16 protein-coding genes are annotated in these 21654 nt (G+C 55.8%); 8 read left to right on the top strand and 8 right to left on the bottom strand.

Annotation, left to right across the window (positions count from 1 at the left end; translation table 11 throughout):
* The first annotated feature begins 97 nt into the window (after positions 1 to 97).
* Entirely contained in the window at positions 98 to 529 is a 432-nt protein-coding gene (gene osmC, locus APU02_RS08345; RefSeq protein WP_060569779.1) for a peroxiredoxin OsmC, read from the top strand.
* Positions 530 to 598: 69 nt separating this feature from the next.
* Here osmC and APU02_RS08340 read toward each other — a convergent pair whose 3' ends face one another.
* From APU02_RS08340 to APU02_RS08315, 6 genes are read right to left on the bottom strand one after another with little or no spacing between them, the layout of a single operon-like run.
* Positions 599 to 1369: a 3-hydroxybutyrate dehydrogenase gene (locus tag APU02_RS08340; RefSeq protein WP_060569778.1), complete on the bottom strand. Its 771-nt coding sequence runs from the start codon at positions 1367 to 1369 to the stop codon at positions 599 to 601.
* Positions 1370 to 1379: 10 nt separating this feature from the next.
* On the bottom strand, positions 1380 to 2774 hold the full coding sequence (locus APU02_RS08335; protein ID WP_199957257.1) for a GntP family permease: 1395 nt from the start codon (positions 2772 to 2774) through the stop codon (positions 1380 to 1382).
* A 43-nt stretch (positions 2775 to 2817) separates the two neighbouring features.
* Complete coding sequence (locus tag APU02_RS08330) at positions 2818 to 3741, bottom strand: 3-hydroxyacyl-CoA dehydrogenase family protein (protein WP_042283028.1); 924 nt, start codon at positions 3739 to 3741, stop codon at positions 2818 to 2820.
* Positions 3731 to 4936: an acetyl-CoA C-acetyltransferase gene (locus APU02_RS08325; RefSeq protein WP_060569777.1), complete on the bottom strand. Its 1206-nt coding sequence runs from the start codon at positions 4934 to 4936 to the stop codon at positions 3731 to 3733. Before APU02_RS08325 ends, APU02_RS08330 begins: the two co-directional genes overlap by 11 nt.
* Before the next feature lie 10 nt (positions 4937 to 4946).
* Positions 4947 to 5603, bottom strand: a complete 657-nt coding sequence (locus APU02_RS08320) for a CoA transferase subunit B (RefSeq protein ID WP_042283025.1) — start codon at positions 5601 to 5603, stop codon at positions 4947 to 4949.
* A gap of 11 nt (positions 5604 to 5614) precedes the next feature.
* Complete coding sequence (locus APU02_RS08315; RefSeq protein ID WP_060569776.1) at positions 5615 to 6313, bottom strand: CoA transferase subunit A; 699 nt, start codon at positions 6311 to 6313, stop codon at positions 5615 to 5617.
* A gap of 142 nt (positions 6314 to 6455) precedes the next feature.
* On the opposite strand from APU02_RS08315, the gene APU02_RS08310 reads away from it, so the two are divergent.
* The 3 genes from APU02_RS08310 to APU02_RS08300 all read left to right on the top strand — a co-directional run bounded on the left by APU02_RS08310 (position 6456) and on the right by APU02_RS08300 (position 9974).
* Complete coding sequence (locus APU02_RS08310) at positions 6456 to 7343, top strand: LysR family transcriptional regulator (RefSeq protein WP_060569775.1); 888 nt, start codon at positions 6456 to 6458, stop codon at positions 7341 to 7343.
* A 213-nt stretch (positions 7344 to 7556) separates the two neighbouring features.
* Positions 7557 to 7886, top strand: a complete 330-nt coding sequence (gene hdeB / locus APU02_RS08305) for an acid-activated periplasmic chaperone HdeB (protein ID WP_042283018.1) — start codon at positions 7557 to 7559, stop codon at positions 7884 to 7886.
* Between the two features lie 156 nt (positions 7887 to 8042).
* On the top strand, positions 8043 to 9974 hold the full coding sequence (locus APU02_RS08300; RefSeq protein ID WP_060569774.1) for a methyl-accepting chemotaxis protein: 1932 nt from the start codon (positions 8043 to 8045) through the stop codon (positions 9972 to 9974).
* Between the two features lie 49 nt (positions 9975 to 10023).
* Here APU02_RS08300 and dosP read toward each other — a convergent pair whose 3' ends face one another.
* Both dosP and APU02_RS08290 read right to left on the bottom strand, forming a co-directional pair.
* Complete coding sequence (dosP, locus tag APU02_RS08295) at positions 10024 to 12429, bottom strand: oxygen-sensing cyclic-di-GMP phosphodiesterase DosP (protein WP_060569773.1); 2406 nt, start codon at positions 12427 to 12429, stop codon at positions 10024 to 10026.
* 26 nt (positions 12430 to 12455) lie between these two features.
* Positions 12456 to 13838: a diguanylate cyclase gene (locus tag APU02_RS08290; RefSeq protein ID WP_042283011.1), complete on the bottom strand. Its 1383-nt coding sequence runs from the start codon at positions 13836 to 13838 to the stop codon at positions 12456 to 12458.
* Positions 13839 to 14416: 578 nt separating this feature from the next.
* On the opposite strand from APU02_RS08290, the gene treZ reads away from it, so the two are divergent.
* From treZ to APU02_RS08270, 4 genes are read left to right on the top strand one after another with little or no spacing between them, the layout of a single operon-like run.
* The gene (treZ, locus tag APU02_RS08285) at positions 14417 to 16207 is read left to right on the top strand and encodes a malto-oligosyltrehalose trehalohydrolase (RefSeq protein ID WP_060569772.1); all 1791 of its coding nucleotides are present in this window, start codon (positions 14417 to 14419) and stop codon (positions 16205 to 16207) included.
* Positions 16204 to 18774, top strand: coding sequence for a malto-oligosyltrehalose synthase (treY, locus tag APU02_RS08280; RefSeq protein WP_060569771.1), 2571 nt, complete (start codon positions 16204 to 16206; stop codon positions 18772 to 18774). Before treZ ends, treY begins: the two co-directional genes overlap by 4 nt.
* A complete protein-coding gene (gene glgX, locus APU02_RS08275; protein WP_060569770.1) occupies positions 18774 to 20855 on the top strand; it encodes a glycogen debranching protein GlgX in 2082 nt (693 codons plus the stop codon). Before treY ends, glgX begins: the two co-directional genes overlap by 1 nt.
* A complete protein-coding gene (locus APU02_RS08270) occupies positions 20856 to 21647 on the top strand; it encodes an OBAP family protein (protein ID WP_042282999.1) in 792 nt (263 codons plus the stop codon).
* The last annotated feature ends 7 nt before the right edge of the window (positions 21648 to 21654 follow it).

Below are 21654 nucleotides of genomic sequence, written 5' to 3'. Positions count from 1 at the left end.
TTTTCATTTTAATCGTATTCTGAATTTTATTGAATAGTCCATCAGACCTGCCAGCCATGGTCTATACTTGCATTTTTGAGCCAACAGGAGAGCAGCAATGACAATCCATAAAAAAGGTCAGGCACACTGGGAAGGCGACATTAAACGTGGAAAAGGCACTGTTTCTACCGAAAGCGGTGTCCTGAATCAACAGCCTTATGGCTTCAATACCCGTTTTGAAGGCGAAAAGGGCACGAATCCGGAGGAGCTGATTGGCGCGGCGCATGCGGCGTGCTTTTCTATGGCGCTTTCGTTGATGCTGGGTGAAGCGGGCTTTACGCCGGAGGCGATTGATACCACTGCCGATGTGTCACTGGACAAAGTGGATAACGGGTTTGCAATTACCAAAATCGCGTTGCACAGCGAAGTGCGCGTGCCAGGGATTGATGCGGAAACTTTTGACGGCATTATCCAGAAAGCCAAAGCGGGATGCCCGGTGTCTCAGGTGCTGAAAGCGGAAATCACCCTCGATTATCAGCTGAAAGCCTGACAAGCCCTGTTACCGGGTGACGGGGCGTCACCCGGTAAACAAAACGTCTCCGGGCGACGCCAAACCGCATTACTGCGCCACCCACCCTCCATCCATATTCCACGCCGCGCCGCGAACCTGGGCCGCGCCTTCGGAACATAAAAACAGAGCCAGTTCCCCTAATTGCTCGGGTGTGACAAACGCCCGCGAAGGTTGTTTTTCCGCTAATAACGCTTCCCGCGCGTCACTGGGGTCTGCGCCTTCCGCGATGCGTTTGTCGATCTGCTGTTGTACCAGCGGAGTCAGCACCCATCCTGGACAGAGCGCGTTACAGGTTATGCCGGTCTGCGCGGTTTCCAGAGCGGTGGTCTTCGTGAACCCCACCACGCCGTGCTTGGCCGCGACGTAGGCTGCTTTGTCTTTTGATGCCACCAGCCCATGCACCGAGGCGATATTGATGATGCGGCCCCAGTTTTGGGCGCGCATAGAGGGTAACGCCAGACGCGTGGTGTGAAAAACCGAGGAGAGGTTAATGGCGATAATCGCATTCCACTTCTCTACGGGAAAATGTTCAATCGGCGAGACGTGCTGGATCCCGGCGTTGTTAATCAGGATATCCACGCCGCCGAATTCCCGTTCGGCGTAGCGCATCATCTCTTCAATTTGTCCGGCATCGCTGAGATCTGCGCCGTGGTAGCCCGCGCTGACGCCACAGGCGTCAATGGCGTCTTTGGCGGCCTCAACGTCACCAAAGCCGTTCAGGATAATCCGCGCGCCGGCTTTTGCCAGGCTCTGCGCAATGCCCAACCCGATGCCGCTGGTGGAGCCGGTAATCAGCGCCGTTTTTCCGTTCAAAGTCATCGCATTCTCCTCAGACAATTCCGGTGGTATAGAACACACCAATCACAAACAGTACCGCCAGGCTTTTGATGATCGTAATGGCGAATATCCCGCCGTAGGCCTGACGGTGGCTCAGCCCGGTAATGGCGAGCAGGGTAATGACCGCGCCATTGTGCGGCAGGGTGTCCATTCCGCCGCTGGCCATTGACGCCACGCGGTGAAGCACTTCCAGCGGAATGTTGGCGGCGTTTGCCGCCGCAATAAAGGTATCTGACATCGCCGCCAGCGCAATACTCATCCCGCCGGAAGCGGAACCGGTGATCCCGGCGAGGGTGGTGATGCTGATTGCCTCATTCAACAGCGGATCGGGGATAGCCGCCAGCGCGTTAGACAGCACCAGAAAACCGGGAAGGGCGGCGATCACCGCGCCAAAGCCGTATTCGGACGCGGTGTTCATGGCCGCCAGGATCGCGCCGCCTACTGCGGTTCGGCTGCCTTCCGCCAGACGCCCCTGTATATTGCGATAGCCGAAAATCACCACCATCAGGATCCCTGAGACCAGCGCCGCCTCAACGGCCCAGATGGCGGTTATCTTGCTGATTTCGGTCGTCACCGGCGTAGCCAGTCCGGGCAGGTCAAGCTGGTGAGTGCTGCCGTACCAGACCGGGATCCAGCGGGTAAACAGCAGATTGAGCACGCCCACCAGGATCAGCGGTGAAATGGCGACGAAGGGATTGGGCAAATTGATATTGTCCGGTGTTTCCGGTTCGTTTTGCAGCTCGGTACCATAACCTTCATTCCTGGCTAACGCTTTTCGCCGCTGGCGTTCAAGGTACAAAAGCCCGACAAAAATGATGAACAGCGAGCCGATCAACCCAAGCCACGGCGCGGCCCAGGCATTGGTGCCAAAAAAGCTGGTCGGAATGATGTTCTGGATCTGCGGCGTTCCCGGCAGCGCGTCCATGGTGAAAGAGAATGCGCCCAGCGCCACCGTCGCGGGGATCAGTCGCTTGGGTATCTGGCTCTGGCGAAACAGTTCGGCGGCAAAAGGATACACGGCGAAAGCCACCACAAACAGCGACACGCCGCCGTAGGTCAGCAGGGCGCAGACCAGCACAATCACCGGGATCGCATGACGCCGTCCAAGCAGATTGATCGCCGCGGCAACGATTGAACGCGAAAAACCGGACAGTTCAATCAGCTTGCCAAACACCGCCCCCAGTAAGAAAACGGGGAAATACAGCTTTACAAAGCCAACCATCTTTTCCATAAACAGGCCCGTAAAGGCCGGGCCGACAGCGGCAGGCTCGGTCAGTAAGACCGCCCCTAATGCCGCGATAGGCGCAAACAGGATAACGCTGTAACCGCGATAGGCTGCCAGCATCAGCAGACCCAACGCGGCCAGGGCAATTAACACACTCATCATGACTCCTCGGTATCGTTGTTATAGTGGGGTACAGAAAGAGAAGTTACGGTTTCAGGGCAAAACGCAGCTGATGCCGTCTGCGTTCGCGAATACTGTCTTTTCGCGTCTCGTCCCAACGGTAAAACCCCTGGCCGCTGCGCATCCCGGTGTCACCGTTGGCGACGATGTCCGCGACCAGCGACATCATGTCGCTGCCGCTGGCCAGTTCCGGCAGCAGATGGCGGCAGATATCCTGAACGGTGTTGAGTCCGGTCATGTCCGCCGCTTCCAGCGGGCCGACCATGCCATAACGTCGACCCAATGAGGCGCGCATCACCCGATCCACCACGTCCGGGCTGGCGATGCCGCTTTTGACGATATGCAGCGCTTCGCGCAACAGCGCAAACTGCAGACGGTTGCCGACAAAGCCCGGCGCGGCGCGATCGAGGATCACGGCTTCCAGTTGCATACCGCTCAGCAGCGCCTGAACCTCCTGCATATACCGTGGCGCAGTTGCGCTGCCCGGTACAATCTCAACCAGCGGGATAAAATGCGGCGGATGCCAGAAGTGGGCGATCAATAAGCGCTGTGGATGGCGAAGCTTTTCCGCCAGCGCGTCCGGCGGCAACCCGCTGGTGTTGCTGGCGATGATGGCCTGCGGATCGATAACCTGCTCCAGCTGCGCATACAGCGCGTGCTTAAGTTCAAGGCGCTCGGGAATGGCTTCGATCAGTAGCGATGAAGCGGCAATATCGGCAAGCGATGTGGTCCCCTGCAGCCGGGACAGGACAGTGGCTTTATCTGCCGCGGAAAACTGCCCGGCCGCGATCAATTCCTCCAGGATCTCGCCAGCAACGGACGTTATTTCCGCAGTACGTGCTCTGTCGGTGTCGTACAGCCAAATCTCATGCCCGGAACGGGCAAAATGGCAGGCGATACCTACGCCCATCAGTCCTGCGCCCAGGACAGCGAAACGGTTAGTTTGCATGGCGATCACCTCTGGTGCGTTCCACCGCCAGCGCCACACCCTGACCACCGCCGACGCACAAGGTTGCGAGTCCTTTGCCGACGTTGCGTCGCGCCATCTCGTGCAGCAGTGTGACCAGAATGCGGCAGCCGGACGCGCCAATCGGATGACCGAGCGCGATAGCGCCGCCGTTAACGTTAACTTTGCTTTCGTCCCAGTCGAGTGCCTGACCGACCGCCAGCGCCTGTGCGGCAAAGGCCTCGTTCGCTTCGATCAGATCGACTTGCGCCAGCGTCCAGCCCGCGCGTTGCAGGCATTGCTGTGAGGCCTCAACAGGACCGATCCCCATGACCGCCGGATCGACGCCAGAAACGGCGTAGCCAGCAATGCGCGCCAGCGCCGGTAAATTCAGCGCCGCGGCGCGGCTGGCGCTCATCAGCATCACGGCGGCGGCGCCATCGTTAATCGACGAGGCGTTCCCGGCGGTAACCGTCCCGTCTCCCGGACGAAAGGCCGGTTTTAGTTGGGCCAGTTTCTCAGCCTGTGTGTCCGCACGCGGCTGTTCGTCTCGCTCAACCCGTCGCGGCGGTTTCTTACCCTGCGGAACGTTTAGCGGTGTGATTTCGGCGCTAAAGTAACCAGCCTCGAGCGCCAGCGTCGTTTTTTGCTGTGAGCGAAGGGCAAACGCATCCTGTTGCTCACGGCTAATGACAAACCTCTCTGCCAGATTCTCGGCAGTGATGCCCATGTGGTAGTCATTAAACGCGTCCCAAAGGCCGTCATGTACCACGCTGTCCTTCATGCTGGCGTGGCCGAGGCGCAGACCCGTCCGTGCGCCGTCCAGAAGGTAGGGGGCGTTGCTCATACTTTCCTGTCCGCCTGCAATAACAATCTCCGCATCACCGCAGCGAATGGCCTGAGCCGCTTGCAGCACCGCTTTTAATCCCGATCCACAAACCAGATTCAGCGTCACCGCCGGCGTCGTGACCGGCAGTCCGGCGCGGAGGGCCGTTTGCCGCGCCGGGTTTTGTCCACAGCCTGCGGTCAGTACCTGCCCGAAAATGACTTCGTCGATCGCATCGGCTGGCAGGGCGGTTTTCTCCAGCAATGCGCGAATGACGCACGCACCGAGTTCTACCGCCGGAAGCGGGGCTAAAGCGCCGTGAAAGCTGCCAATGGGCGTGCGGGTGGCCGCAACGATAACAACATCCTGCATGGTCATCTCCTCAGGTGAACTGCATTTCAGGCACGTTTTCCGCCACAACCAGCTTGCCGGCGGTTTTCGCGACGATCTCCTCGACGCTCACGCCTGGCGCACGTTCGCGCAGGATGAAGCGGCCATCGGCAATGTCCAGCAGCGCCAGGTCGGTGAGGACACGTTTGATACAACTCACGCCGGTGAGCGGTAATGTGCAGGCCGGAAGCAGCTTGGATTCGCCGCTTTTAGACGCGTGGGTCATGACCACGATGATGTTTTCCGCCCCCGCGACCAGATCCATCGCGCCGCCCATCCCTTTCACCATCTTGCCGGGGATCATCCACGAGGCGATGTTGCCGTTAACGTCAACTTCAAACGCGCCCAGCACGGTCAGGTCAACGTGTCCGCCGCGGATCATGGCGAACGACTGCGCTGAGTCGAAAATCGCCGCGCCCTTGCGTGCGGTGACGGTCTGTTTTCCGGCGTTGATCATATCGGCATCCAGTTCGTCCTCCGTCGGGAACGCCCCCATTCCCAGCAGTCCATTTTCCGATTGCAGCATCACGTCCATGCCCTCGGGGATGTAGTTGGCGACAAGGGTGGGGATGCCAATCCCCAGGTTGACGTAATAGCCGTCGCGCAGTTCCCGGGCGACGCGCATAGCCATTTGTTCGCGGGTTAACATGTTCTGTCTCCTTAGCGGCGTAATGTGCGTTGCTCAATGCGTTTTTCGAAATGGCCCTGAATCAGGCGATCGACGAAAATGCCAGGGGTATGAATCGCGGCAGGATCAAGTTCGCCAGGGGGGACGATTTCTTCGACTTCAACCACTGTGATGCGTCCGGCGGCAGCCATTAGCGGATTGAAATTTTGCGCGGTATGGCGATAGATAACGTTACCGTACCAGTCGGCCTTCCAGCCTTTAACCAGCGCGAAATCACCGGTAATCGCGCGTTCCATAATGTACGGGCGACCGTTGAACTCCCGCACTTCTTTACCCTCGGCCACTGGCGTACCGTAACCGGTGGCGGTGAAGAAAGCAGGGATCCCCGCGCCGCCTGCGCGTAACTGTTCCGCAAGCGTGCCCTGGGGCGTCAGCGTCGCTTCCAGTTCGCCGCTCAGTACCTGTTGTTCAAAGAGGGCGTTTTCACCGACGTAAGAGGCCACCACTTTGCGTACCTGGCGTGTTTCCAGCAGTACGCCCAGACCGAAGCCATCGACGCCGCAATTGTTTGACACCACTGTCAGTCCCTGAACCCCGCGACGGCGAACCTCGGCAATCAGGTTTTCCGGTATACCACAGAGTCCAAAGCCGCCCGCCAGCAGCGTCATGTTGTCGGTGATCCCGTCCAGCGCCTCTTGATACGTAGCGACGCGTTTATCCAGTCCAGACATATCATTGCCCCTCCAGTTGTCCTTGCCGACATCATTAGGGGCGGAAAATGATTTGTTAATTTTAAATTTGTGACTCACTCATTTGGTTTTTTTATCAATTTGATGTTAATTAAATGTATTCAAACAGTTAATGGGGCGCAAAATGAGAATGAGCATCAAACAGTTACGCGCATTTTTAGCGGTAGCTCACACTCTGAATTTCGCCCACGCCAGCGAACGGCTGAATATATCCCAGCCCGCGCTGAGTTTGACGATCAAAGGCCTAGAGGAATCGCTGGGGGGGCCATTACTGTTGCGAACCACGCGGAGAGTCACGCTGACCCAGGCGGGGGAAACGTTGCTGACGATGGCGCGTCAGCTTATTGCCGACTGGGATAACACTGAAGAAGCCATGCGCCAGCGCTTTACACTCCAGCGGGGAAAAGTGTCGGTAGCGGCGATGCCGTCCTTTGCGGCGAACGTCCTGCCGCCGGTGCTGAAAGCCTTTCGTGACCGCTACGCCGGGATCAACGTTACCGTTCATGATGTGATCAATGAACAGGTGATTGAAATGGTAAGTGAAGGGCGGGTGGAAATGGGGATTGCCTTCGAGCCGGATTATTCCGGGCATCTGCACTTTACCCCGCTCGGTCTGGACCGCTTTGTGGCGATAGTCCCGCCGGATTCCCGCCTCGCGACGCGGGAACGGCTTTCCTGGCGCGAGCTGTTGAGCCTGGATTTTATCGCTCTCCAGCGTCCTTCGGCTGTGCGTCTGATGCTGGAAGAACAACTGGCGCAAAGCGGCCGCCCGCTGGAGGTGGCGCTGGAAAGTCATCAACTGGTTACCGTGGGGCGTCTGGTGGCAAACGGCCTCGGCGGTAGCGCGGTGCCCGCGCTCTGTCGCACGCAGATGACCGAGCTTGGCGCGGTGTGCCTGGAACTGGACGGTCCGGTGATCGAACGCAGAGTGGGTGTGCTGCGATCGGCCCATCATAAGCTCTCTACCGCCGCCCAGGCATTGTTAGACACGTTGAAGAAGGCGTATAGATAAGCGTCAGGTTAGTCCCGGTTGCCCGGCGGGGTAGTTCACGGAGAGCCGCCTCTTTGCAAACAGCGGGATTAGCATCCAAAAATATAAAAAATAGCCATAACATCAGAGCGCATATTTATTTCATGTTCATGAAGGGTATTATTTCTTTCGTTCTACATTAACGGTTTAAGCGCGCATGTAGAGATTATTGATCTCATAAATGGAGTAAGAATAATGAACACATTTTCCTTCGCGACTGCAGGTATTTTAGCAGCAGCGCTGTTAACCAGTCTCAGCGTCAATGCGGCGACCAGTAACACAAAAACAGACGTTACCCCCAGGGGGATGAGCTGCCAGGAGTTTGTTGACCTGAACCCGCAAACCATGGCGCCCGTGGCTTTCTGGGTATTGAACGAAGATGAAGATTTTAAAGGCGGGGATTACGTGACCTTTGACGAAACCGTCACCACGGCGGTGCCGCTTGCTGTCGAAATATGCAAAAAACATCCTCAGAGCGAATTAACAAAAATCAAAGACGAAATCAAAAAAGAATTAAGCAAATAAATCTGAGTCGTTATTTAAACCCAGCCAGAGTGCTGGGTTTTGTTATTTGTGACAACGTCACATATCAATCATCTTCATCACGGAAATAAATAATAAAGCTCTTCTCCGGCGTGCCGATACTGAATACAAATTAGCCTGAATGATAAGGAAGTTTGTATGGACTGGTATCCGTCACGTATTTCCACGCGCCTGACGCTCGGCGGGATCGTGCTGCTGATTGTTACGACGCTGGTGATTGTGGTGATTATGCTCTGGCGAGGTCAGCCTCGCGTTGTGGAGATTAACACTGCGCTAATAGAGGAGACAGGACATGGCCTGACGCGCCAGCTCAGTACCGTCCTGTCCCGGGTAGAGGGGGAAACTGTCAGCCTGGCGCGTCTGGCAGAGGTCTTGCCCAATGATGAAACACTGTATCGCACCGTTGCTCCGCAGTTACTGGGCATCGACAGCGACAGCATTATTACCGGAGGCGGTATCTGGCCGGAGCCGAACGCTTTTACGCCTGGCCTGGAGCGACGCAGTTTTTTCTGGGCGCGTAATACCGATAATAAGTTGGTGTATTCGGATGAATATAACGCTGCTACCGGTAATGGTTACCATAACGAAAGCTGGTATCAACAGGCGAAAGGACGGTCTGCGGAAAACTGCCTGTGGTCTGACGTTTATCAGGACGCCATTTCCGGGATTAACATGGTGACCTGCAGTGTGCCTTATCTGCTGTCGGGTCAGTTTGCCGGGGTTGCCACCACGGATATACGCCTTGATAACGTCGCCCGCTTTATGCAGAAAGAGGGCGGTCACACCGGTGGTTACGCCTTTGTGGTGGATAAGCAGGGGCAGATCCTCTATTTCCCACCAATCGAGCAGCAACAATTTAAAACCGTCAGTGAGCTGGTCAACGCCTCGCCATGGCTCGCGCCTGTCGCCAGCCAGTTACGGGCGCTCAGCGTAGCGAAGACCAGCACTGCGTCCGTCGCGCTGGAGCACGACGGCATTCTTAACGCCGCTTCGCGGGTCATGCTGTTTCCAATGGCGGATACCGGCTGGGTGGTCGGACTGGTTACGCCAGAAGCACGTATTGTCGGGCTGGCAAAGGAAATGATGCGTGACGTTCTGGTGGTATTGATCCCGCTGATGGCGTTGCTGCTGTTGGGCGCGTGGCTGCTGGTGCGCCGGTTAATTGCCCGTCTGGATGATACCCGCAAAGCGCTGGATGATATTGCGCAAGGGGAAGGCGATCTTACGCGTCGTCTGGCGGTAAAAGGTAAAGACGAGATTTCCGCTATCGCTGAAGCCTTTAATCTCTTTGTCGATAAAATCGCCGCAATCCTGGTCACGGTACGCGGAAGCAGCGAAGTGGTCGCCAGTACGGCCACAAGCCTCGCTGACAGCAACACCGAACTGTCCACCCGCGTCACGCAACAGGCGGCGGCGCTGGAAGAGAGCGCTGCCGCAATGGAACAGCTTAACGCCACGGTACAGCAGAATGCCGCCAATACCGCACTGGCGGATGAGCTTTCGGAAAATACCGCGCAGACCGCCAACCGCTGTGGCGATGTGATGCACGAGGTGATTTCCACTATGGATAACGTCAGCGCGTCGTCCGGACGGATGGTAGAAATTGTGTCGGTAATCGACAGTATCGCTTTCCAGACCAATATTCTGGCGCTCAATGCGGCGGTAGAAGCGGCGAGAGCCGGGGATGCGGGACGGGGCTTCGCCGTCGTTGCCTCGGAAGTTCGCACGCTGGCACAGCGTAGCGCAACGGCGGCTCAGGAGATCAAAGCCCTGATAGACGAGTCGGTTTCACATGTTGACAGCAGCAGCCAGCAAATCCATCACGCGGGAGATCGGCTACAGGAGCTGGTGGGGCACGTCCGTCAGGTTCGTCAGTTGATGGGCGAAATTCGCGTGGCCGGGGAAGAACAGCGTAAGGGCGTGGCGGAGGTGACGCTGGCGGTGACCGAAATGGACGGAACCGTGCAGCAAAACGCGTCGCTGATTGACGATGCCGCCGCGCGTACTCAAATCCTGAAAGCCGAGGCGGATCAACTGGCGAAGCAGGTCTCTTCTTTTACGCTGCCTTAAATCTGTGGCAGTGCTTCAGGCCCGGCGGAAAACGTGCCGCCGGGTCGCATCAGAGGCTGACGGGAAGCGTACTGTTCATCCACCCTGGGATCTCCTCTGCCGCAACCGGACGCGAGAAGTAATATCCCTGAATCACTGGGCATTTGACCGAGCGTAAAAATTCAAACTGTTCTTTGGTTTCCACCCCTTCTGCGATCACCACCAGATTTAAGCTTTGTCCGATACGGGTAATGGCTTCCAGCAGCGACTGGATCCGTGTTTCCGTCAGGCAGCGGTCAACAAACGATTTATCAATTTTCAGCTCGGTCACGGGCAGACTGACCAACCGCGACAGACCGGAAAAGCCGGTGCCAAAATCATCGACCGACAGCCCAACGCCCATATCACGTAGCACCGTGATGCGTTTGAGGATCTCTTCATCCTGCTCCATCATCATGCTTTCCGTGATTTCCACCGTCAGCTGTTCGCCCGGTATGGCGAATTCCAGCATCGCTTCCGACACCTGGTTGGGCAATTGATTGCTGCGAAAATGCAGGGCCGAGAGGTTAACCGATAAGGTGGGTATGGTCAGCGACTGCGCGCGCCATTCGGCCAACTGACGGCAGGCTTCCCGAACCACCCAGCGTCCGATGTTTTCGATTTCCCCAATTTCTTCCGCCAACGGAATAAAGCGGCCTGGAGGAACATTCCCGTGCTTCGGGTCGCTCCAGCGGGCCAGCGCCTCGAAACCGTAAAGCTCACCGGTTTCGGCGAAAATCTGCGGCTGATAGACCAGACGCAGATGGTTGTTGGCAATGGCGCTTTTTAACGCTGCGCCCATCCTCAGGCGTTCTCTAACCGCGCGGTTCATCTCCGGGTCAAAGAATTGCCAGCCGTTACCGCCTGCCTTGCGGATAAAGTCCATCGCATTGTGCGCCGTCGACAGCAGGTAATCACGGTTTTTACCCGCTTCATAGCTGATGCCAATACTAAACGTCAACGGGAAGGGCTTATCGTCAAACAGCGTCGCTTCATTACCAATGCTAATAAGCTCGTCGGCGAAGTGCGTAATGTTGCTCATTTCACTGTCATGGCTGACCAGCACAAACTGGGTGCCTTCAATTCGGCTGAGGTACTGGTCGGGTCTTAGCCGTTCACGGATCTTATTGATAATCTGCAATAGCACCTGGTCGGCCACGGCGTAGCCCAGGCTGTCTATCACGTCCTGGAAATGATCCACGCCTATCAGAAAAACCACCGGCGAGCGCAGAGGCTCTTCGCGGGTGGTTTCATCGAGATAAGCATGCAGATGGTTACGGTTAGGCAGACCGGTGAACGGGTCAAACTGCAGCAAATGTTCAATCTGCTGTCGGCTTTTTTCCTGCTCAAGCGCCAGCGCGGCCAGATGCTGGCTGATATCGGCAACCCGCTGGATGAAGGCGCTGGTCTCTTTTCCTTTAACGGTTTTAATTAACAGCGTACCGGCGGGAGAGCCGTCGCGCTGGCGGATCGTCAGCGACCAGACGTCGAGGTTTTTGCGCGCCGCTTTTCCAGAAGATGAGGCCCAGAAATGCCGGGCGCCATCTTTTAGCGCATACAGCGAGACGTGGGTGTCTCTGAGAACGGCTTCAATATTGCGGCAGATGATTTCTCCCATTTCCTGGAACGGCGGGCTGGCGCACATTGCCGCAAGAATATTGCCTTCCAGTTGGCGAATTTGCCGTTCTTCCGTGACGTCAGAGAAGGTCATCACCAGATTGGGCAGATCGGTTTCTTTGCCATATACCGGGCTGATGGAGGCTTTGATCCAGATTTCCTCGCCGGAACGGGTAATGACCAGGAACTCGTCCTGGTCGCGGGTGGTTTTCCAGAGCAACTGTTGCAGCCGCAGACGATTATCTGACGGCGTTTCGGGAATGTGGAGCAGGCTGTCCGGCAACTGGCCTGACGCCTCCTGAATGCTGTATCCGAACATTTCGCTGAAGGCGCGATTGCACTGGACGATGCGCCGCTCATGGTCAAGAACGATAACGGGACGATCAAGGTGGTCGACGGCTAACAGCAGCAGACGCGTTTGCTCCTTTTGTTCCATTTCGACGCTGGCGTCACGGGCAAACGCCAGATAAAAGATCCGGCCCTCCACGCTAATTTTCGACAGCGCAAAGCGGGTCCACACTTTGCTGCCGTCTTTGCGTTCCAGCAGCAGTTCCCGGCTCATACCGACGACGCGCGGCTGCCCGCCTTCGCGGTTATGGCGAATATAGTCCGGATGCACCGCGCGCAAATCCCGGGGAATAAGCATCGAAATGCCTTTCCCGAGCACTTCATCACGGCTGTATCCCCACAGCTTTTCCGCCGCCGGATTAAAAAACAGCACTTCGTCGTTGTCGTTGATCAGCACGGCGCCCATCATGCTTTGCTCAAGCGCGGGAATGAAAATGCTGTCTCCGGTGCTTTTAACGTCGGTTAGCTTCATGTGTTACCTCTGCGTCCGGAAAACACTCAGGCGCCTGGTTTCCAGAGTTCAACACGGTTTCTGCCGTGCCTTTTCGCAATGTATAACGCCTCGTCAGCAATCTGAATTAAGCGTTCATAATCGGGGTGGCCGTTAAACATCGCCGCGCCAATGGAAAGCGAAAGCGGGATCGCTTCACCATCGGGAGACTTAATTTTGGTTTTCTCAACGCGGCTGCGAATACGCTCCGCGATGCGCAGGGTATCGGTCTGGGTGGCTTCGGTCAGCACAATAATAAATTCATCGCCGCCGTAGCGAAAAACATAGTCACTGCTGCGCACGTTGTCGTAAAAGGCCTGGGAAACGCGCCGCAGGATCTCGTCACCGGTATTGTGTCCCCAGGTGTCATTAATCTCTTTAAATTTATCCACATCAATAATCAGAATGGAAAGCGGCGTTCCGGCACGGTTGGCGTGGGCGATTTCGCGTTTAAAAATGGTGGGCAGAAACCGGCGATTGAGTAGCTTCGTCAATACATCCATTCCCACTTCATGGCGTGAAACTTCTTCAAACAGTTCGCGAAGCAGAGTGATGATTTGCGAAACGGTATTGCGGATTTGCAGAAGGAACTTTACCCGCGAGGCTTTATTGTTCAGCGCTTTTGCGGTTCCCCGGGTTTGATGAAACAGGCCGTCAAAATCCTGGATCAGTCGGGAAATATGGCCCACTTCAGCGATGCCGCTAAAATAGTGACGCCCTTTATGGTTAAACCACAGCCCAAAATCCGCCTGACTTAACGGCAGACTGTTGCCAAAGTCGGCGTCGAGCATAATTTTATAGATAATATCCATTTCCCAGGCGAGCAGTGAGGCAATCTGGCGCTCTTTTTCTTCTTCGGCATTTTCCAGCAGGGAAAAAATACGATAGTTTTCATCTTCTTTTGCCGCGCTGCTTTCGCTAAAAGAGAAGGCCCGGGACATGACTTCCATCGCCAGATCGATGCTGTTAATAGAAAAATGGTAGATCAGGAGTTTCTCAGTCGCCTCATGGTGACTGTCTATGATGATCGGGTAGAGCAATTTTTTCAGAACCCGAAAACCCATTTCCACCAGTTCGACGGGAATCCCGATTCGGGCATGAACTTCAGCGACCGTATGCTGCACTTTGATTAACTCATCAACGTCACCGCTAGTGCAGGAGAGCACATCGACAATCCACTTTTCCAGCGCGTGTTTTAGCTGCCGCTCCACCTGTTCATTACTTAAAAATTCTTCAGCATGCGGGTCGGCAAGCACAATACGATAAAACTCGATGCTCAGGGTGTGCGCGTGGTGAATCGCAATCTCAGAAGCCAGTTTACGAATATGCGGGTCCGTTTGTTCAACCAACGCGACCCATTCGTCTTTCATTCTTTTAAGATACATCTCCATCAGGCAGATCCTTACGGTCGTTCGCGAAAGACACGGGACAGGCGTCTTCGCAGTTTTATGGATAGTAGATCGAATTAAATAATACGTCACACCTGTAATGTAGCATCATCATATGAAAGAAAGAGTGTCATGACTTAAGGGATATTTTTATACAAATCTGCAGGCAAAGCCTGAAAATCCGGCGTTATCACCATAAGCAATAAAAAGCCCGTTCTTTTAGTCTGTTTTTAGATGAATAACCTTTTTGCGCCTGCGTGAATAAAAGTCAAAATGAAAACCAAAAGCCATCATGGTTTATACGTATTTATTTTGGTCAATTCTTCGCGTATTGATTTCAGGAAATAATGTTCGTCATTATTCATTGAAAGAAATATCAAACACCTGCGTAAACCCCGTTTATCGATCCGCTTTTCAGGGGGGCGCGAGTCAGAAAAGCGCTTCATACGTGACGCTGTCACCTCGCAATCGTCAGAGCTGGTCTATGCTTGTTCTGCGTATGCTGTTTCATACAGCAACGGTAGGGGTATTTGCTGCATAAAACTCACCCGAGGATGAAACGGGTCTAATGGGGCGACAGTATGAGTTCAAAATCCTTTATCAGAAGTTGGGGGTGTGAATTTGTGGCCGCGGATGTCGTTCGCTTTCGCATTTGGGCGACGAGTCAGGAAAAGATGTATCTCCGTATTCACGATCGAAACCACGAAATGACGGCCAGCGGAGAGGGATGGTTTGAGTGCCAGGTTAACGGCGTCAAGGCGGGAACGCCTTATCAGTTTGTATTGAACGACGGGACGGCAATCCCCGATCCGGCCTCGCGTGCGCAGTGTGACGATGTGAACGGCGCGTCGCGCGTCGTCGATCCCGAGGCCTATTGCTGGCAACACACTGACTGGCAGGGATGTCGCTGGGAAGAAGCGGTGTTCTATGAGCTGCATCTCGGCGCCTTTACGCCTGAAGGGACATTCCAGGCGGCAATCGCCAGACTTCCGTATCTCGCGGAACTGGGCGTTACCGTCATTGAACTGATGCCGGTTTCGCAGTTTGGCGGTCAACGCGGCTGGGGTTATGACGGCACGTTGCTGTATGCGCCGCATTCCGCCTACGGTTCACCAGACGATTTTAAAGCCTTTGTTGATGCCGCACACGGTTACGGTTTGTCGGTGGTTCTTGATATCGTGCTCAACCACTTTGGGCCGGAAGGTAACTATTTGCCGCTGTTATCTGAGAACTTTTTCGACGCCGCGCGCATGACGCCGTGGGGTAACGGCATCGCCTATGAAAACGACGCGGTACGCCGCTATATTGCTGACGCGCCGCTGTACTGGCTGGTGGAGTATCAGCTTGACGGATTGCGCTTTGACGCCATCGATCAGATCAAAGATGACGCGCAACCGCATCTGCTGGTAGAGATAGCCGAACGTATCCGTCGTGAGATTAGCGACCGGCCGATACATCTCACCACCGAAGACAACCGTAATGTCTTGTTTTTACATCCGCGTTCTAAAGATGGCGCGACGCCACTCTTTTCCGGTGAGTGGAACGACGATTTCCATAACGCCATTCACGTCATGGCGACCGGGGAAAATCACGGGTATTACGCCGACTTCGCCACTCAGCCCGAACGCTATGTTGCCCGCGCACTGAGCGAAGGGTTCGCCTGGCAAGGGGAAATGTCCGCCGTTAGCGGAGAAGCGCGCGGCGTTAGCAGCCGACAGCAGCCACCGACGACCTTTGTCGATTTTATTCAGAATCACGATCAGATTGGTAACCGTGCGCAGGGCGAACGGCTGATTACGCTGGCGGGAGCCGAGAAAACACGGGTACTGCTTGCCACGCTCCTGATGTCGCCACATATTCCGCTGCTGTTTATGGGCGAGGAATACGGCGAAACGCATCCTTTTTTATTTTTTACGGATTTCCATGGCGATCTTGCGCGCGCGGTGCGTGAAGGCAGGGCGAAGGAATTTGCCGGACACGCCGGACATGAAGGCGAGAACGTACCGGATCCCAATGCGCCTGAGACGTTCCAGCGCGCGAAACTCGACTGGCAAAAAATGCAGCATGAAGAAGGAAAAGCGTGGCTGACCTTCACCCGGGATCTGTTGTGCAGACGCCGGCGCGTTATCGTCCCGCTGCTGAAAACCGCACGCGGCGGTGAAGGCGAAGTGGTGCAGACTGCCCCCGGTTTTGTTGCTGTGCGCTGGCGTTTCCCGACAGGCGTTTTGTCGCTGGCGTTCAATATTGGCGATGTGCCAGTGGTGCTGCCGGAAATGCCGGGGAAAACGGTTTTCGCCTGGCCGGAAGCCAGCGAGCGTCTTAATCCAAATGCCATTGTCGTCCGATTCGCACAGGGAGAAACCTTACCATGATCCCTTCATCGACCTACCGAATTCAGTTTCGCAACGGCATGACTTTTGACGCCGTTAGCGAACGGATACCGTACCTGAAAAAGCTCGGGATCAGCCATTTGTATGCCTCGCCAATCTTTACGGCGACAGCGGGCTCGACCCACGGTTATGACGTCACAGACTGTAATGAGATCGATCCTGCCATCGGCGGGCGGGAAGGATTTGATCGCATGGTGCAAGCGCTTCACGCTGCGCAAATGGGTCTGATCCTCGATATCGTCCCTAACCATATGGCCAGTTCGCTGGAAAATCGCTGGTGGCGTGACGTTATTGAACACGGAGAGAAAAGCGCTTACGCCAGCCATTTCGATATCGACTGGTCACAGCGACTGACATTACCGTTCCTTGGCGACACTTTTGAGAAAGTCCTGGAAAAAGGGGAGATCAGCATCAAAGCGGATCCGCAAACGGGTAAACCGACGCTGGCCTATTATGACGCCTTGTACCCACTGGATCCGTCAACCTGGCAGGGAAATGAAGCGGATGTGCTGGCGATGACCGATAAACAGGCCATTGCCGACTTGCACCAACGGCAACCCTGGCGGTTGATGTCCTGGCGCGAGGCCGCGACAAATCTGAGCTATCGCCGTTTCTTTGAAGTCACTGGACTGGTTGGCGTTCGCGTGGAGGACAATCGGGTATTTGATGACACCCATCAACTGATCCTTGAACTGGTGGCAAACGGCGCTGTGGACGGATTGCGTATCGACCATATTGACGGCCTTGCCGATCCGCAGGCCTATCTTCAGCGTTTACGTCAAAAGGTCGGTGAGGCGTGCTATATCACCGTTGAAAAAATTCTTGCCCGCGGGGAGGAATTACCGCAGGAATGGCCGATTTCGGGTACCACCGGCTATGAGTTTATTGCGGCTCTGGCCGAAGTGCTGGTGGACGATCGCGCGCTGGGCGATCTCCGACGCGTCTGGCAGGATGCAGTCGGTCAGCAGGTGGATATGCGCGCTGAACTGCGTAAGGCGCGGGTCCTGATGATAGAGCGTAATTTTGCCGGCGAATTTGCCCGCTTGTTGAAACTGGCAAGCGAACTGGCCCGTCAACAGCGCGTCGATATTGATGACGAGACGCTGCGCGGCGCGCTGCGAGAACTGCTGATTGCCTTTCCGGTGTACAGAACGTATGGCACCGCGCAGGGATTCAGCACGGCGGATCGCGAGCTGCTGCGACATGTCACCGCACAGCTGAGCGCCAGTGAGTTTGCCCCGGACGCTCAGGCGCTTGGTTTTCTCTCTCGGTTGTTGGTCGGTGCCGATGACGCCTGCCTGACCACCACGGCGGCGACCTTCCGCACGCGCTTCCAGCAGCTCACCGGCCCGCTAATGGCCAAATCGGTAGAGGACACGTTGTTCTTTCGCCAGAACATGGATCTGGCGCTAAATGAAGTTGGCGCAGAGCCCGTTCAACGCTTTTTCTCACTCACGCGCTTTCATCAGGAGATGCAGTCCCGTATGCGGCTACAGCCGGATGCGCTGTCCAGCACGTCGACTCACGACACCAAACGCGGCGAAGACGCCCGCGCCCGGTTATACACGTTGACCGAGGCGCCGGCGCGTTGGGCGGAGCATCTGGCGCGATGGCGGCAAATGAACCAGACCCATGTCCGGTTTCTCAATGACGGCACCGCGCCCAAAGCGGCGGATACCTGGATGCTCTATCAGGCGCTGGCGGGGGTATGGCCCGCGGTATTCCGTCCGGATGACGCGAACGGTTTGCAGGCGCTTGAGGAGCGATTCCTTGAATTTGTGGAAAAAGCGCTACGCGAAGCCAAGCTGCGGACGGACTGGGTGGATACTAACGAGGCCTACGAAACGGCGGTCCTGGATTATGCCCGGCATATGCTGTCACCAGAAAACTCGCTGTTTTTGCAGGATTTTCACGCTGCGTTGCAGCCGTTTATTCGTGCCGGACTGGTGAATAGCCTGACCCAGACGTTGATTAAACTGACCGCCCCCGGCGTGCCGGATATCTACCAGGGCAGCGAGGCGCTCAATTTCAGTCTGGTTGACCCGGATAATCGTCGCCTGCCGGACTTTGCCCTGCTGGCCCGCCAGCTCGCACAGGCAGACAGCCGCGTATTTACGCAGGAAGCGAGTTGGATGAATGGTCAGGTGAATCAGTATGTGACCGCCGTCCTGCTGCATCTGCGACAAAGGTTTCCCACGCTGTTTCGCAAGGGCGACTATCTGCCGCTCGACGCCGAGGGGGACAACGCGGAGCACGTCATTGCTTATGCCAGAGCAGATGAAAAAAACGCGCTGGTGGTGGTGGCGCCACGCTGGGTATTCCATCGCATAGAGGGCGAACTCTCCTCTGCTGGCGGCACGCTGTGGGCAGACACCCGTATCGCGTTGCCCGCACGGCTGGCGAATCGTCAGTATGAAGACGTCTTTCATCACGAGACGGTCGATGTCGGCGCCACGCTTGACGTCGCGCAACTCCCCGGTCATCCACTTATTGCTGTTTTACGCGAACACCCGTCTGAACAGACGAGTGCAGAAAGGGAAAATGGATAATGGCAAAAGCAAAAGGTAAACAATTTGATATCACAGCAGGGCACAGCCAGCAGTTAGGGGCAAACTACGACGGACAGGGGGTTAATTTTGCGCTTTTCTCCGCCCATGCCGAGCGCGTAGAACTGTGCCTGTATGATCCGAGCGGACAAAACGAAATTGCCCGCCTGACCTTACCGGAATTTACGCATGAGATCTGGCACGGCTACGTGCCGGGTCTGGAACCCGGGGCGCTGTATGGCTATCGGGTTCACGGGCCTTTTGATCCAGAGAACGGGCACCGTTTCAATCCCCATAAATTGTTGATAGACCCTTATGCCCGGGAACTGGTGGGGGATATCGCCTGGAATGAGGCGCATTTCGCTTACGATCTGGAAAGCGAAGAAAAGGATCTTAGCTTTGACACCCGCGACAGCGCCCCGTTTACGCCAAAATGTAAGGTTGTCGACCCGAATGCGTTCGACTGGCAGGATCACCGTCGCCCGGATATTCCCTGGCCCAGCGCCATTGTCTATGAAACTCACGTCAAAGGTTTCACCTGGCTGAATCCCGCGATACCGCAAGAATTGCGCGGCACGTTTGAAGGGATGGGCCATGCGGCAAGCGTGGATTACATTAAAAGTCTTGGCATTACCTCCGTCGAACTGCTGCCGGTTCACTGGTTTCCGGACGATCAGCATCTGCTGGACAAAGGTCTGAAAAACTTCTGGGGATATAACACGCTGGGCTTTTTCGCTCCGGCGACGCGCTACTACGGTCCGCGCGGCATACAGGGCTTTCGCGACATGGTGCGCGCCTATCATGATGCGGGTATCGAGGTCATTCTGGATGTGGTGTATAACCACACCGCGGAAGGTAACGAGCTGGGGCCGACGCTGTCATTTAAGGGTATTGATAACTTCTCCTATTACCGCACGCTGGCGGATCAGCATCGTTATTATATTAATGACACGGGGACGGGGAATACCGTTAATACCTCTCATCCCCGCGTGCTGCAGATGGTGATGGACTCGCTGCGCTATTGGGCGGAAGCGATGCACGTTGATGGTTTCCGTTTTGATCTCGGGACGATCCTCGGTCGCGAACCGGAGGGTTTTGATCAGCGCGGCGGCTTCTTTGACGCGATGATGCAGGATCCGGTGCTGTCGAAACTCAAGCTGATCGGTGAACCCTGGGACATTGGACCGGGCGGGTATCAGGTAGGCGGTTTCCCGCCAGGGTGGGGAGAATGGAATGATAAATACCGCGATACGGTGCGCGAATACTGGAAGGGCGACAACGTTTCTACCGATTTTGCCGCACGCCTGCTTGGCTCCGGCGATCTCTATGACCTGCGAGGGCGGCGGCCATGGGCGAGCGTCAATTTTGTTACTGCGCATGACGGTTTCACCCTGAACGATCTGGTGTCCTATAACGAGAAGCACAACGAGGCGAATGGCGAGGACAATAACGACGGACATAACGATAACCGGTCATGCAATTATGGCGCGGAAGGTCCCACGGATGATGCCGTCATTAACGCCACGCGCGAACAGCAAAAGCGTAATTTCCTCGCCACGCTGCTGCTGTCCCACGGTACGCCGATGCTGTTGGCCGGTGATGAGTTTGGCCGCAGCCAGAACGGGAATAACAACGGCTACTGCCAGGACAGCGACATTTCCTGGGTCCACTGGGAGAATTTACCGGAGTCAGCGCAACAATTGCGGGAATTTACGCGCCACCTTATTGAACTGCGGAAACAGCAGCCGTTGCTGCGTCGGGAAAACTGGCGCGATGGCATGGTTATCCAGTGGTTTAATGCCGGGGGCGGGCTACAGCAGCCGGAGCAGTGGGATGAAGGCTCCACGCTTGGCGTGTATATCGGTCGTCCCGATCCCGAGACCGAAGACGGGATCTGGCACGAGGTTCTGCTTCTGTTGAATCCCTTCGAATGTAGCGTGCCGTTCAGCATCCCGCAAACGGGGGATGGCGGTTGGGTACTGGAACTGAACACGGCTAATGACCCTGAACAGGGACTGATTATCGAAAATGAAACGGATTATGAACTTGCCGGACGCAGCATCGCATTATTCAGGAGGCCATAAGTGAAAAAAGGGTTATGCATTGCAGCATCGGTTGCGTTATTAACGGCCTGCGGGGCGAACACAACCCCGCCGAAGACGCCGATACCCGGTAAAGAAACGTCTGCAAGCCTGCGTACGCTGGAAGCCGGGGCGGAAGTGATACAGTCCCGGCCGCCGATCGAGGCCATCAGCGCCTATCTGGATGGCTTCCATTTCTACAGTGGCGATAAAAATGGCCAGATGGAAGCGCATCATTATGTCACTGTACTTAATGATGAAGTGATGCAGGCGGTGATCTACGACGGGAATACCAAAGACGCGCGTCTGATGGGCGTTGAATACATCATTAGCGAGCGGTTATTCAATACGCTGCCGCCAGAGGAAAAAAAACTCTGGCACAGCCATCAGTATGAAGTGAAGTCTGGCAGCCTGGTGGCGCCGGGTCTTCCCGCCGTCGCGGACAAAGCGTTGATGAGCAAAATCGTCAACACCTACGGCAAAACCTGGCATACATGGCATACCGATCGCGATAAAACGCTTCCAATGGGGATCCCCGCGTTGATGATGGGCTTTACCGGCGACGGGCAGTTGGACCCGGCGCTATTAGCCGATCGGGACCGTCGACTGGGTATTAATACGCAAGAAATTAAACAACAGCGGCGGGATATTGTGGCGCATCCGGTAGCACAAGGCGCCAACGCCTGGGAGAAAGGGCAAGTGATACAGTTAAAAAGGGTCAGCGGCGCGGGGGAGCATGGTCATGGCATGACGCGCTCTTTTGGTAAGGCTGAGCAAAATCAACAAAAGCCGTAATGTTCAC

This window comes from Citrobacter sp. 50677481, assembly GCF_001463265.1.
GTDB classification, from domain to species: domain Bacteria; phylum Pseudomonadota; class Gammaproteobacteria; order Enterobacterales; family Enterobacteriaceae; genus Citrobacter_A; species Citrobacter_A sedlakii.
This window is presented reverse-complemented; position numbering and strand designations above follow the sequence as displayed.